Annotated in this window: 12 protein-coding genes and 1 other RNA gene; 2 read left to right on the forward strand and 11 right to left on the reverse strand. The window is 38.1% G+C overall.

The genetic code is table 11. The annotated features are described in order from the left end of the window. Positions 1–171: 171 nt before the first annotated feature. Genes ACFIMM_RS07650 through ACFIMM_RS07660 form a run of 3 tightly spaced genes read right to left on the reverse strand, consistent with a single transcriptional unit; the run spans position 172 to position 3,501 of the window. Complete coding sequence (locus tag ACFIMM_RS07650) at positions 172–1,998, reverse strand: aminopeptidase P family protein (protein WP_375671893.1); 1,827 nt, start codon at positions 1,996–1,998, stop codon at positions 172–174. A 22-nt stretch (positions 1,999–2,020) separates the two neighbouring features. Continuing rightward, positions 2,021–2,890 (reverse strand): 50S ribosomal protein L11 methyltransferase, encoded by an 870-nt coding sequence (locus ACFIMM_RS07655; RefSeq protein WP_375668341.1) that lies wholly within the window; start codon positions 2,888–2,890, stop codon positions 2,021–2,023. Between the two features lie 29 nt (positions 2,891–2,919). Continuing rightward, positions 2,920–3,501: an SCO family protein gene (locus ACFIMM_RS07660; RefSeq protein WP_375628847.1), complete on the reverse strand. Its 582-nt coding sequence runs from the start codon at positions 3,499–3,501 to the stop codon at positions 2,920–2,922. A gap of 136 nt (positions 3,502–3,637) precedes the next feature. Here ACFIMM_RS07660 and ACFIMM_RS07665 point away from each other — a divergent pair, with 136 nt between their 5' ends. Next, positions 3,638–4,267 carry a DapH/DapD/GlmU-related protein gene (locus ACFIMM_RS07665; protein WP_375668342.1) on the forward strand — a complete coding sequence of 210 codons (630 nt, stop codon included), beginning with the start codon at positions 3,638–3,640 and terminating at the stop codon, positions 4,265–4,267. Between the two features lie 56 nt (positions 4,268–4,323). On the opposite strand, the gene ACFIMM_RS07670 is transcribed toward ACFIMM_RS07665, so the two are convergent. The 5 genes from ACFIMM_RS07670 to ssrA form a co-directional block, all read right to left on the reverse strand. Beyond that, positions 4,324–6,663 (reverse strand): ATP-dependent helicase, encoded by a 2,340-nt coding sequence (locus ACFIMM_RS07670; protein WP_375682748.1) that lies wholly within the window; start codon positions 6,661–6,663, stop codon positions 4,324–4,326. A gap of 120 nt (positions 6,664–6,783) precedes the next feature. Then, positions 6,784–7,035 carry a ribbon-helix-helix domain-containing protein gene (locus ACFIMM_RS07675; RefSeq protein ID WP_375612010.1) on the reverse strand — a complete coding sequence of 84 codons (252 nt, stop codon included), beginning with the start codon at positions 7,033–7,035 and terminating at the stop codon, positions 6,784–6,786. Between the two features lie 10 nt (positions 7,036–7,045). Then, complete coding sequence (locus tag ACFIMM_RS07680) at positions 7,046–7,228, reverse strand: DUF4169 family protein (protein ID WP_375612011.1); 183 nt, start codon at positions 7,226–7,228, stop codon at positions 7,046–7,048. A gap of 8 nt (positions 7,229–7,236) precedes the next feature. Further along, positions 7,237–7,788 (reverse strand): SspB family protein, encoded by a 552-nt coding sequence (locus tag ACFIMM_RS07685; protein WP_375612012.1) that lies wholly within the window; start codon positions 7,786–7,788, stop codon positions 7,237–7,239. Between the two features lie 179 nt (positions 7,789–7,967). Beyond that, positions 7,968–8,324, reverse strand: a transfer-messenger RNA (tmRNA) gene (gene ssrA, locus ACFIMM_RS07690). 97 nt (positions 8,325–8,421) lie between these two features. Here ssrA and ACFIMM_RS07695 point away from each other — a divergent pair. Beyond that, the gene (locus tag ACFIMM_RS07695) at positions 8,422–8,727 is read left to right on the forward strand and encodes a DUF2853 family protein (protein ID WP_375638327.1); all 306 of its coding nucleotides are present in this window, start codon (positions 8,422–8,424) and stop codon (positions 8,725–8,727) included. 68 nt (positions 8,728–8,795) lie between these two features. Here ACFIMM_RS07695 and ACFIMM_RS07700 read toward each other — a convergent pair whose 3' ends face one another. The 3 genes from ACFIMM_RS07700 to ACFIMM_RS07710 all read right to left on the reverse strand — a co-directional run bounded on the left by ACFIMM_RS07700 (position 8,796) and on the right by ACFIMM_RS07710 (position 14,331). Continuing rightward, positions 8,796–10,103, reverse strand: coding sequence for an MFS transporter (locus tag ACFIMM_RS07700; RefSeq protein ID WP_375612014.1), 1,308 nt, complete (start codon positions 10,101–10,103; stop codon positions 8,796–8,798). A gap of 654 nt (positions 10,104–10,757) precedes the next feature. Next, complete coding sequence (locus ACFIMM_RS07705) at positions 10,758–12,068, reverse strand: MFS family transporter (RefSeq protein WP_375612015.1); 1,311 nt, start codon at positions 12,066–12,068, stop codon at positions 10,758–10,760. Positions 12,069–13,023: 955 nt separating this feature from the next. Beyond that, positions 13,024–14,331, reverse strand: coding sequence for an MFS family transporter (locus ACFIMM_RS07710; protein WP_375612016.1), 1,308 nt, complete (start codon positions 14,329–14,331; stop codon positions 13,024–13,026). Positions 14,332–14,535: the final 204 nt, after the last annotated feature.

The following is a 14,535-nucleotide window of genomic DNA, read 5'->3' on the forward strand; positions in this document are numbered from 1 at the left end:
GGTGTATCTCATCTTGCTTCACCGAGGTTAGCGTTTACCGTACCAGCAAAAAACTTGAAGTATCTTGTAGAAATATTTTTTGTGTTTGCTGATGGTAAATTCGCACTTCTCTCTTTAAAAGAGAAGGGTGTAGTGTTTTGTAGAAAGGGTAAAAGTTATAGGTTGCTTCATTTAAAGGGGCATTGTTGCTTCTTTTGCCCATTTTTTATCTTCTTCATTTAAGTAAGGTGCATTCATCTGATAAACGCGCGCATGGTAATCATTGAGCCATTGTCGTTCTTCTTGTGTCAAAAGCTCTGGAAGGATTAACCGTCGATCAATGGGGCAATGTGTAAGTGTTTCGAACGAGAGCATTTCTATATCTCCACCATCAATTTTTTGTGCTGGTTTCACAATCATCAAATTTTCAAGACGGATACCAAAAGCGCCTTCGCGGTAATAGCCTGGCTCGTTTGAAAGAATCATACCGGAGATGAGTTCTTGGCACCCTTTACGAGAAATATTTTGCGGTCCTTCATGGACAGAAAGATAAGATCCAACACCATGACCGGTGCCATGGGCATAATCAAAACCAGCTTTCCACAATGCAATGCGTGCAAGAGCATCAAGGTCTTGTCCACGGGTTCTTTTGGGAAAGCAAGCAGTTGAAAGAGTAATCATGCCCTTGAGAACAAGAGTGAAACAGCGTTTTTCTTCTTCTCCAATATTCCCAATTGCTACTGTACGTGTGACATCAGTCGTGCCATCACGATATTGTCCACCTGAATCAACGAGGTAAAGTTCACCGGCTTTGAGTTGTTTATTTGTTTGCGTTGTTACACGATAATGAATAATGGCACCATTTTCTCCTGTTGCGGAGATTGTATCAAAAGAAAGATCTTCAAGTTTTTCTCCCATTTCTTTTGCTGTATTTATGCGAAATTCTTCTAATTTTTGAGCAGCAGAAATTTCACTTATTGACCCTGGTATTTGTTTATCTAACCAAGAAAAAAAACGGGTTAGGGCAACACCATCGCGTAGATGCGCTTTGCGTGCGCCATTGAGTTCTGTGTCATTTTTAATGGCACGTGGTAGAGCAGCAGGATCGGTAAGTGTGATAAAAAAGCTATTTTTTTCTTCAATAACAGTTCGTAATTTTTCGCATGTTAGCTGTGGATCTAAGGCAAACACTGTCCCTTTTTGAACATACTCTTTGATCTTGGGAATAAGCTGTTCTGGTTCATATAATTTTGCATAACGTTCTAGATATTGTTTCTGTTCTACACCAAGTTTTTTGCTGTCAATGAATAAAGCTGGTGTTTTGTTAAGTGGAATGAGAGCAAAACAAAGGGAAAAAGGCGTGTTGGAAACATCATTGCCCCGTATATTGAATGTCCATGCAATGGAAGAGGGGTCTGTAAAAATAAAAGCATTTGCATGAGTTTGCTGTATATCTTTGTAAATCAAAGCGAGTTTTTCATCTGTATCGCACCCAGCATATTTGAGAGGGTGAATTGATAAGGCAGATTGTGGTAATTTTGGTTGATCATGCCAGAGCAGATCAATGGGATTATGTTGAACTTCTACAAGTTTTCCACCTGCTTTCATTTCTAATGCGTTTTTTAATGCATCGGTGGCAGCAATCGTGTGGAGCCATGGATCAAAGCCAATAGAAAGTTTTTGACCATTTTTTTCAAGCCATTGTGAGGGAGGACAAGTTATGAGATCTTCATAATTAAAAATATCAGGATCAGTTTGTTGGCGAACTTGGAGCTTATATCGCCCATCTGTAAATATGATGGCTTTGTTTTTTAAAATCAGTGCAATCCCAGCTGATCCAGTAAAGCCGGTTAACCAGCTAAGGCGTTGAGCATGAGGAGGGACATACTCTCCTTGGTGTTCATCGCACCGCGGAACAAGAAAACCATCGAGTCCAAGGTGATCGAGTTCTTTACGAAGGCAAGAAATGCGTTCTGCTGCATAAGCAGGATTTGTTGTCGCCTCAAAAGATTGATACATAACGACGTCCTTTTCTTTTATTTTATTTCAGGTGTATCGTAACCCATCCTTGCCGGTGGTATGTTTCGATATGCTTCAGTCCTTGTTTTATATAAGTCTCCAAAACATGGGCATGTTGTTCTTCAAGAATTCCAGAGAGTATAAGTGATCCCCCTTTTTGAAGTGCCGTTACCACTTCTTGCACAAGTTCAATAAGCGGATTAGCAAGGATATTGGCAACAATGAGATCAAAAGGAGCTCGTGATGCAATTGCATCATGGGCAAAACCTGTTGCTGTAATAGCTGTAACATATTCATTGACACCATTGAATTCGATATTGTGTTGTGCAACTTGAATAGCAATTGGGTCAATATCGGATGCAAGCACAGTAATTGGTTTGAGCATTGCTATGCCAATGGCTAGTACACCGCTCCCAGTACCAAGATCAAGGGCATTTTGGGGATTTTCGTGTTTCATGACTTTGGCAATCATTTCTAAACAACCGGCTGTTGTTCCATGATGTCCGGTGCCAAAAGCTTGATTAGCTTCAATTTCAATAGGGAGAACATTTGCTGGAATGGCGTTTCGGTTGTGACTTCCATGAAGGAAAAAAGGACCGGCTTGCACAGGTTTTAGTCCTTCTAGGCTTTTTTGTACCCAATCAATGTTGGGTAAAACTTCCATATTAATTTTATCAAAATCTATAGAGAGAACGCTTGCAAAATGTTTTAATGCGTTCTCTTGATTGTCTTGATCGACATATAGAGAAAGCTCATATACAGCATTTTGTTCATCTATCTCTGTAAGAGCAAGAGGATAACCTTCTTCGTCAAAGGCTGTTTCTATAAGGGTATAGAACCGTTCTGCTTCATTTTTAGAAGCAGTATAATAGAGGCGAATTTGTTGCGACATGCTGTTCTTTCTTTTGATCGGCTTTTTTTTTAGTTTAAGATGAGTTTTTTTAACCGTTCAATGGCGATTTCATCTTTTAATTCGCTATCGCTTTCTTTCGTGTCATAACGAATAACGCCAGCTAATTTTCCACCTTTTTTGAGTAAAAAAATTGCTGCTGTATGGTTATATGTATAGTTTCCATCTGTTTCAGGGACTTTTTCAGCAACGATGTTGAAAGAATTGACCATTTTATGAACTTTATCAGGATCTCCACTAATGCCAACAATTTTATTGTTAAAATTACTGAGATAATCATGGAGTACTTTTGGTGTGTCACGTTCAGGATCAACAGTCACAAACCATATACCTAATTTATCAGCTTCAGGCCCAAGGGCTGTAAGCCATCGATCAAGATTCATCAGTGTGGTAGGGCAGCTTTCAGGACACATAGTGAAGCCGAAAAAAATTATTGAAGGCTTGCTTCGAACATCAGCCTCAGTAATATTTTTTCCATTAGAATCAGTGAGAGTAAAGTTATCACCTAAAGGCTTATTTGTCAGCGTATCATAAATAAAAACACCTGCAAGAAATATGATTGTCAGCCCCAAGATGCGTATTACATTTTTCATAGTTTGACTCTCTTAGATAGATCGAGAAATTGTAACATCGGCAGGTTTGTTTTGCAATGTTTGTTTCATGGTTGATTTTATTGGCTTGATTGGTATGTCTTTCCATATCTATTGATAAAACATTGGTGAAAGATGTATGAATATTGAGAAAGATCTTCGATTTCATGAAAGTGAACCTCGTATCCATACGACAGCGCGGCTGCATGGTTGTAAATTAGGGCGCTATGTGGAAATTAATGAGCGGGTGATTTTACGGGATGTAACCGTTGGAGATTTTTCTTATTTAGAGCGTAATAGTGAGGCTATTTATAGCGATATTGGGCGTTTTTGTTCTATTGCATCTCATGTACGGATGAATGCGTTGGAGCATCCTATGGAGCGCGTTTCAACGCATAAAATAACCTATCGTCCAAACGAATATTTTCGTTATATGGCATTAGATAGTGGTTTTCGTGAAAGGCGTTGTGCAAAACGTGTTATTATTGGGCATGATGTGTGGATTGGACATGGTGCGGTTATTATGCCTGGGGTGACAATTGGTCATGGCGCTATCATTGGCGCGAACGCTGTTATAACGAAAGATGTTATGCCTTATACGATTGTCGTTGGGGTGCCTGCTAAGCGATTGCGGATGCGTTTTCCCAATCATGTGATAGAATGCCTTTTAGATATGGCTTGGTGGGATTGGCCACTTAATAAAATTCACGACGCATTGCCTGATATGCAAAATTTGCCCATTGAAGCCTTTGTTCGCAAATGGAAATGATAGTCAGAATAAAACAAAATGATCTCTTGGAAAAACGGATCATGGTTTGCTTGTAATTAAGCTTTGTTTACAAAATTATCTAGTACACGCTTTTCTCCGGCTTTTTCGAACATTATTGTCAATTTACGATCGTCTATTGCTATAATATAACCATAACCAAATTTTATGTGAAAAATCCGATCATTGACAGAAAAATCTGATGGTGTATGAGAGATTGATTGCGTGATAATTTTTCCTTCAATATTCTTGTTTTTTTGTGCACGCTTTTGTCTTGCTGTTGCATAGTCATTATAAAAAGAATCGTGATATTGAAAGGAAGATTTTCCATAACCACCATAGGATGTTTCCATTTCTACAACTTCTATATGTTCTGCTGGTAATTCATCTAGAAAACGGGAGGGAAGAGCAGGTTGCCAAAGTCCATGAATTCTTCGATTCGATACAAACCATATATGCAAATGTTTTTTTGCTCTTGTTAGACCTACGTAAGCAAGACGCCGTTCTTCTTCTAATCCTGAACGTCCACCTTCATCTAATGAGCGCTGGTGGGGAAAGAGTCCTTCTTCCCAACCTGGAAGAAAAATTGTTTCAAATTCAAGCCCTTTGGCTGAATGAAGTGTCATGATGTTGACTGCATCCATATTTTCATTATTTTCCGTTTCCATAACGAGTGCAACATGTTCCAAAAAACTTTGAAGATTTTCAAATTGTTCCATGGAACGAATCATTTCTTTAAGATTTTCTAGTCTTGTAGGAGCCTCTGGTGAACGATCTTCTAACCACATGGTTGTATAACCAGAATCATCAAGGACGATCTCGGCAAGTTCTCTATGAGGAGTGTCTTGAAGCATATTTTGCCAGCGGCGGAAGTTTTCAATGAGGCTTCGTAACGCACTGCGTGCCTTAGGCTTTAATTCATCTGTTTCAATGATGTCAGCGGCAGCAGAAAAGAGAGGAACAGCACGTGCACGTGCACTCTCATAAAGAATGCGCAGGGTTGCATCTCCTATGCCGCGTTTCGGTGTATTAATAACACGCTCAAAAGCTAAATCATCAGTGGGTTGGACAACAACGCGTAAATAAGCCATGGCATCACGTATTTCCATCCGCTCATAAAAACGAGGACCACCAATAACGCGATAATTAAGGCCAAGCGTTACAAAGCGATCTTCAAATTCACGCATTTGAAATGATGCGCGTACCAATATAGCCATATGATTTAATGCATGACCGGTTTGTTGTGCGCGTTCGATTTCTTCTCCAATTGCTCGTGCTTCTTCTGCCGAATCCCATGCTGAATGAATTTTTACCTTTTCTTCCTCGCTCTTTATTTGAGCAGAAAAAAGGACTTTTCCCAGTCTTTCTTCATTATGCGCAATGAGATGGGAGGCGGTTTTGAGAATATGAGATGTTGAGCGATAATTGCGTTCTAGACGAATAATTTTAGCAGAAGGAAAATCTTTTTCAAAACGTAATATGTTTTCGACTTTTGCACCACGCCATCCATAAATGGATTGATCATCATCGCCAACACAACAAAGATTAACATGTTGACCTTGAGGATGTTGGGCCAAAAGGCGAAGCCAAAGATATTGTGCTGTATTTGTATCCTGATATTCATCGACGAGAATATAACGAAATTGAGAATGATATTCGCGAAGGATATCTGGATTATGTTGGAAGATAGAGATAGAATGAAGTAGAAGGTCACCAAAATCACAAGCATTAAGATCTTTTAATCGATTTTGATAACTGTGATAAAGTTCACGTCCCATGCCATTACCAAAGGAATGAGCATCACTTTTTGAGATATGTGTTGGTGAGAGTCCTTGATTTTTCCAAGAATCAATCATCATGGCAAGGTTTCGTGCGGGCCAACGCTTATCGTCTAATCCTTCAGCTTGAATAAGTTGTTTTAAAAGTCGAAGAACATCATCGCTATCGAGAATTGTAAAGTTTCTTTTTAAATCAACAAGCTCTGCGTGACGGCGTAAAATTTTAGCTCCAGTGGAATGAAAGGTTCCAAGCCAAGGCATACCTTCAACAACTTCTCCAATAAGTTCACCAATACGTATTTTCATTTCACGTGCTGCTTTGTTGGTGAAAGTGACAGCAAGTATTTGCTGAGGAGAGGCAAGTCCAGAGCGTAAAATGTGAGAAATACGGGTTGTTAAAACGCGTGTTTTTCCTGTACCAGCACCTGCAAGAACTAAAAGAGGTCCCTCAGTATTCATAACAGCTTGTTGCTGTTCTGGATTGAGTTGTTCTAAATAGTCTGTGTTATATGATTTTTGTTCTTTTAGAGTATGGGAGAAAAAACCAGAGCTCTTCTTATCATGGTCTGGAGGGGAATCTTCTTCAAAGAAAGGTATGGTATGATCAGAAAAATTACTCATTATCTCTCTTTTGTAGTCTTTTTTTTATTGAAGTTCTAGATTAAAAAAACTTCTCTTAAAAAGTCACAACAGTTTCAGTTGAACAGACAGAAAGAGAACGTAAAAAAATAAGCACAAACATTAAAGGCTTTGGGTGAGAACGCTTTGAAGGGCATAAACGCGTAACGAAGCCGAAAGATTTACTTGTTGTGGTCTTTTGCTATCAATATCGGTAATAATAAAGGCTAAAGATTGTCCTTTTTTGCGGGCTATATCTTTTAGAATATCTAAAAATGGTGGTTCTAAAGAGACGCTTGTTGCGTGTCCATCAACGCGAACAGATATCTTTCGTGGAATGACTTTTGACCAATCGATAGAATTATTTTCGTGCATTTTTCCACCTTTATTCGTCGTTTCGCAAACGATTTTGATCAAGAAATTTTTGCATTTTTAAAGATTTTTGCTGCTCAAAATTTTTTTCAGTTTTTGTTCGTCCAAAACGATAACGATTTTGCTCAGCACAAAGAGATTTTTCTGTACGTTTTTTTTGTTTTCGAAATTGGCGAAGATTAATCAATTCAGTCATGAGAAAAATTATTTTTTCCGAAAGGAATCTAAAGAGACAACATCAGCACTTTGATTTTGTTTTGCATCGTTATTTGAAGGTTCTTTATTTGTACTGAGATTTTGTTCTTTTGTAAGCGTATTTTCTTTTTTTTGTTTGTTTGATAAGGTAATAGGCGTAGTTGAGGTATTTTCTGAATTTTCACTTTCTCCAGAGGTCAGATTTGAGGGCAGATCAAATGCTGCTTCAAATGCTGCTACAGGATCATAAAAGACCTGAATGGAAGTAAAAGGAATCACGAGCTTTTCGGTTATTTCCCTGAAAGAGAGGGTTACTTCGAAAGCTGTTTCTGAAACACTGAGATCTCTAAATTGATGTTGTAAGACGATTGTCATTTGCTCGGGATAGCGATTTTTTAGCCGAGGAGAAATTTTAACGCCTGGGGCATTTGTCAAAAAAGTTATAAAAAAATGATGATTTCCCGGAAGACCTGCTTTGGCAACTTCCGATAAAACTTTACGGATAACTCCACGAAGCGCATCCTGAACGAGAATATCGTAACGGATTTGATCTTTAACCATCGAAGTTTATTCCTTTTATTTCACGTAGCAGAATGGGGCGTATTGATATTGTGTGACAGAATATATTTTAAATTAGCAGATTTTTTCTACGATGCACCTCAATAAATCGAATAAATACGAAACTCTATGGTAAATAATGTCTGATAATGTCTGATAGATCAATCAACAACATTTAAAAAAGTGAAGGCTTCTGTTGCCAGGTGCCTCCGAACCCCGCTTAAACCTGCGACGGTTTAAGACTTAAATTGAAACATTCACACCACCTTAAGCGGCGAGACGTGCTTCCGCATAGTTGTCATTTGCAACTACTCATTTAGCCCGATAACGGTGGTACAATGCCGAGTAAAAGAGCGATCTTTACACCCTTGTCGATCCTATTTCGCCCCCACCAAAATATAATTTTGGTTTCTTATATTTTGGTGGAGGCGCCGGGTACCGCCCCCGGGTCCAATAGGTTTATTTCACCGTCCATTTATTACCATAGCTGGTAAACCAGCCCTCTAAATATAGATGAAGAACAGTCTTAGGAAAAGGGGGGGTTGTTAATATTTTTAATCCTCTAATTATTTATGGAGCTATATGATGCGGCTGTAAAGTATAGTCCGCTCATTTTTGGAGAGGAGATGATGCAAAATGACAAATAATTTAGCAGATATTAAACTATATGATTCAAATCCCGATGAAGCAGCAGTAGAACGACTTAGCCGTCGTTTAGCTTTAGTGATGAAAAAGCAGGATGCAGCGCTTGTTGCTATATCGGATCCAAAAGAGTTAGAACGTGTTGAAAAATGGGTTCAAGATGTTTTAGAAGCCGATGAGAAGAGTGCTAAAACGGCTGTTTCAAAAGTGGCTGAGATGATGTCTGGAGAGCGTAGAAAAAGTCGACTGACTTTTTATTATCTAGTTGCTAAGCAACTTAATGCACTTCATAAAATTTAAACAATATTAAATTTGTGATAATGATAAAAAAAGCCCAATTTCTTGGGCTTTTTCGTTGATAAAAAGGGTTAATGTTTTTCATCCTCTTGGAGGTAGCCTCCTTTACGCATACTCGGGACAAAGAGAAGAGCAATGAATGCCATGATCATCACGACGGTTATATAAAAATAAAAGAGTGATTCATGACCGTACTTTTTTAATCCGAGCGCAACGTATTCAGCAGAACCACCAAATAAGGCGTTGCCAATGGCATGAGAGATGCTAACGCCTAATGCGCGTATTGAAGAGGGAAACATTGCTGATTTGACGACACCAGAGATGGATGTATACATGCTCATAATGAAGAGCAAGCCAATAATGACGGAAAAGGCAACCCATATACTATGCGTATTACCGATTATCCAGAGTCCAGGAAATGTAAAGATGACAGAGAGTATACTCCAAATGATAAGTAAAGTTTTTGTTCCAATTTTATCGGCTATGATACCAGCTATGGGTTGGAATAGGATGAAAATAAATAGTACAGCTGTCATAATCGTTGTTGCGGTATGTTTATCAAAGCCGGTGGTTGTGATCAGATATTTTTGCATATAAGTCGTAAAGGTGTAAAATGTGAGTGATCCTCCTGATGCAAAGCATGCAATTACGACAACGGCTTTTGTATGCTTGGTGAGAAGTTCCTTAAGACTGCCAGAGTGTTTGTGAGAGCGGCTTTCTTTCGTGGTTGTTTCGTGGAGAGAACGACGCAGATAAATCGCAATCACTGCCCCGAAACCACCAATCACAAAAGGAATGCGCCATCCCCATGCTTTTAACTGATCTTCAGAGAGATAAGATGCTAGAATAAATATAATGAAGCTGGCAAGAAGTTGACCTGTAATAAGGGTGGCAGATTGGAAAGAAGCAAAAAGCCCACGATGTTTTTTGAGAGCAACTTCGCTCATATAAGTGGCTGCTGTACCATATTCACCACCTGCTGAAAGTCCTTGCATCATCCGAGCTAAAAGTAAAAGGATTGCTGATGTTACTCCTAAGGTTTCATAGGTGGGAAGTATGGCGATGAAAAAAGAGCCACCACACATCATAAAAATGGATATAAGCATCGAGCGTTTACGTCCATAACGATCGGCGACAAACCCTAAAAACCAAGCTCCAATAGGGCGCATAAGAAAGCCAATAAAAAACACACCTGCGGTTTTTAACAGTGGCGTAATCGTATCACCATCGGAGGGAAAGAATTGTGATGCAAAATAAATTGATGCAAATGAGTAAACGTAAAAATCATACCATTCTACGAGATTTCCTGATGCGCTTGCTATAATAGCAAAAACACGTTTTCTTGCATCCTGTGATGCTGAAGTTGTTTCATTTTTCATGAATTGTTCCCCTTTTGGATTTATAGTTCATATTTTCTAAACATAATTGTTTATGATTTCCAGAAAAATTCAATGGTATTATAATAATTTCTTAGGGAAACTCTTTAAGATGATTTATTAGAGTTATGTTGTCATTCGTTTTAAGATTTTTACTTGTGTTGTAGAATAAAAAGTTATCACATTGCATTTAAAGGGAGAGAACATTGAAAAGTAGATCAAGATACCTTTAAACTTGATGAGAAGAATGCAATATTGGCATCATACCGGAGGATTATAGAAGAGATGGTCTTTATGAGCAGAAAGCCCCAAAACTGAAAATATTTCAAAAAGCTTAAGTAATGTAAAAGGGGATTTTGTGTCCTTAATTATCTTATTGTATCATAACACATCATCATTTAGGAGGGTGAGGTAAGCCTCAGATAAGGTTTTCCGTATGAGGTGTTTTTTAGATATCGTGATAAATATTTAGGGTAGGGCTGCCCATAGAATCTTATCAAGTAAATTACATTAAAGAGGGCAGTAACTATAGACAATTTAAAAGAAACTGAGTTGTTTGTAAGATGAATGCGGGGCGGGCTTTTCGTTCTTTACTAGGGTGGAGAGGAGATCAAAAAAAGCCCAATTTCTTGGGCTTTTTTTATCCAGAAAATAAGTTTAATGAAGTCTATCGTCTTTATCGAGATATCCTCCTTTATCTATATCGGGCATAAGAAGAATAGAGATGAGTGCAATGACCATCATACCAACGATGTAAAAAAAGAAAACAGATTCGTATCCCATATTTTTTAATCCAAGCGCTACATATTCAGCAGAACCGCCAAAGAGTGCGTTGCCAATGGCAAAAGCAAATCCAACACCAATTGCTCGGATTGAAGCAGGAAACAATTCTGCTTTTATGATACCAGCAATGGACGTATAAAAACTCATAACACAGAGTATTCCAATAATGATTAAGAGTGCTGTCCATGGATTATGGGCATTACCGATCATTTTAAGTACAGGAATGGTGCAGATAATGGATAATGCCCCCCAACTAATGAGTGAAGCTCTTGCTCCAATTTTATCGGCTAGGGAACCAAAAAGGGGTTGGAGTAGCACAAAAACAAAGAGGGCGGCAGTCATTATCGTTGTTGCGGTTTGTTTATCAAAACCAGTGGTTGTGATCAGATATTTTTGCATATAAGTGGTGTATGTATAAAATGTGAGAGATCCACCAGCTGTAAAGCCAACAACCAAAAAGAAAGCTTTTTTATGATTACGAAAAAGTTCTTTAAGACTACCAGCGTGTTGTTCAGAGCGGCTTTTGAGGGTTGTTGTTTCATGAAGCAAGCTACGCAGATAAATTGCAACGATTGCTCCAAAGCCACCAATGACAAAGGGAATACGCCATCCCCATGCTTTTAACTGATCCTCGTTAAGGTAAATGGCTAAAATAAATATTATAAAACTTGCCAGAAGTTGACCTGAGATCGTTGTTGCATATTGAAAAGAAGCAAAGAGACCACGACGATTTTTGGGCGCAACTTCACTCATATACGTTGCTGCTGTACCATATTCACCGCCAACGGAAAGCCCTTGAAACATACGGACTAAAAGGAGAAGAAATGCTGCTGTTATTCCCAAGGTTTTATAAGTGGGAAGTATGGCAATGAGAAAAGAGCCACCACACATCATAAAAACAGAAATAAGCATTGAGCGTTTACGTCCATAACGATCCGCAATGTATCCAAAGAGCCATGCTCCAATTGGACGCATAAGAAAGCCAATAAAAAAGATTCCTGCCGTTTTTAACAGTTGTGTAACAATATCTTCATCTTCAGGAAAAAATTGTGATGCAAAATAAACCGATGCAAAGGAGTAAGCATAAAAGTCGTACCATTCTACCAGATTTCCTGATGCGCTGGATATGATAGCAAAAATACGTTTCCTTGTATCATGTGGATCTAAAGTTGTTTGATTATTCATGAAGTATTCCCCTTTTAGATTTATAACTTTTCTTCTTTTTAAAGCTATTTACGATGTGCATTATAAAAACGCCATTGTATCATGATAATTTTTTAGGGAAACATAAAGATTTTTTCTAGAGCTATCAGTGGTGTTTTGGGCTCATGGTGTTGTTACATTGCGTAAATCATACGCTTTTTACTATCCTTAAGGAAATATTATTTTTTGTTTGATTGTGAATTATTTGCATATGCAGAGTGTTTATGAAGATATGATACTCTTTAGTTTATATGCTTGATGTTGTTTCGTAAAATGATGTTATTGACTATTTCATGCGAGGTTGGTGTATCAGTTAAAATAATTTTTAGGAATGATCTTAAGTGTTAAGGGGGAGTACAATATTAAGAGTTCCTCAATAGTATAATGATAGCGGCTTGCACTTTTATTAAGTGTAAAGAGAGTGATGCCCATGTTTATACTTTACGGGGCTTTTACGTTATGTCATTCACGGGTGCCGTTGTGAAATGGAGTTGGGTGCATTGAGAAATGTTTCTCAAAAAAGTGTGCGAATTCATAATATAATGGTATTTTCTATTTTTCATGAAAGGATTTGTTTTGCATGAGGGGGTACTATTAAGAACGTATTAAACAAAATCATGAGTGTAATCTTTATTATTGATAAAATTATCTTGAAAGATAATCACTTTTCTTCGATTTTGAGTGGGCATGGGAATATTAAAATAAATCAAACGTTTTTTATCTTCAGTGAATTAAATTCAGCTAAAGAAGTATTTATTACATAATAATATGAAGCCATTTATTTTTATAAGCGGCGTGTGCAGGAGGGAACATTGCTTCTTTAGAGTGTTTGAAGGGATAAAAAATTGTGAGCTTTAAACTTCTATCGGAAAGAATATAAAAAAAGCCCAGTACTCTGGGCTTTTTTGTTAAAATCCTTGTTTGTTAACATTAAAGGTTAATGAATATCGTCTCCTTGTAAATACCCTTTTTTGCGAGCATCTGGCATTAAGAGAACAGCAATGAATGCAATAATCATCATGCCGGTTATATAAAAATAGAAGACAGATTCATATCCAAGATCTTTTAATCCAAGTGCGACATATTCAGCAGAACCGCCAAACAGTGCGTTGGCAATAGCATAAGAGAGCCCAACTCCTATTGCTCGTACTGAAGCAGGAAACATTTCTGATTTTACAATGCCAGAGATAGATGTATAAAAGCTCATAATGCAGAGCATTCCAGTAATGACTGATAAAGCAATCCATGTACTATCAGTACTACCAATCATATTAAGTCCAGGAATGGTAAAGATAATAGATAAGACACTCCAAATAAGGAGTGAAGTTCTTGTTCCAATTTTATCTGCAAGAGCACCAAAGAGGGGTTGGAGTAACATGAAAACAAAGAGTGCAGCTGTCATGATTGTTGTGGCTGTATGTTTATCAAAGCCAGTGGTTGTGATCAGATATTTCTGCATGTAAGTCGTATAGGTGTAGAATGTGAGCGATCCTCCAGCTGTAAAGCCAATAACCAGAAAGAAAGCTTTTCGGTGGTTGCTCAGAAGTCCCCTAATACTACCAGCTTGTGCACTAGAACGACTTTCTTTGGTCGTTGTCTCATGGAGTGTGCGGCGTAGATAAATCGCAACAATTGCGCCGCATCCACCAATGGCAAATGGAATACGCCAGCCCCACGCTTTTAGCTGATCTTCGGTGAGATAAAGCGCTAAAATGAATATAACGAGACTGGCTAGAAGTTGACCACCAATCAGTGTGGTATATTGGAAAGAGCTAAAAAATCCGCGGCGATTTTTGAGGGCGATTTCGCTCATATAAGTTGCTGTTGTACCATATTCACCACCGACAGAAAGCCCCTGAAGCATTCTGAGTAAAAGTAAAAGAATTCCTGCTGCCATTCCAATGGTTTCATAGGTAGGAAGTAGGGCGATTAAGAACGAACCACCACACATCATAAAAACAGAGATAAGCATTGAGCGTTTGCGTCCGTAACGATCGGCAATGAAGCCAAAAAGCCATCCGCCGATTGGGCGCATAAGAAAACCAATAGCAAAAACACCCGCCGCTTTTAAAAGTTGCGTAACGTCATTGCCATCTGAGGGAAAGAATTGTGATGCAAAATAAATAGATGTAAAGGAATAAACATAAAAGTCATACCATTCTACTAGATTACCTGATGCACTGGACACGATAGCCCAGATACGTTTTCTTGTATCATGTGGTTTTAAAGCTTCTTGTTTTTCCATAGTCGATCCCTTTATTTGATGTTCATCCATCTTTGTTCATTTATGTCATTTTTTTAGAAGCTGTCTATAGTATTTTATCTTTTGCATCAAAAATTTAGTTAGATCATGATAATTTCTTGTGTAAGATGTTTTTGGAAAAAGATTTGAATTATGTTTGTACGGATTTTACAGTTTTTATTTTCTATAATAAGAAGAATCGGACAT

The sequence above is a fragment of the Bartonella sp. AP258QHHD genome (genome assembly GCF_042196145.1).
Classification (GTDB): domain Bacteria; phylum Pseudomonadota; class Alphaproteobacteria; order Rhizobiales; family Rhizobiaceae; genus Bartonella.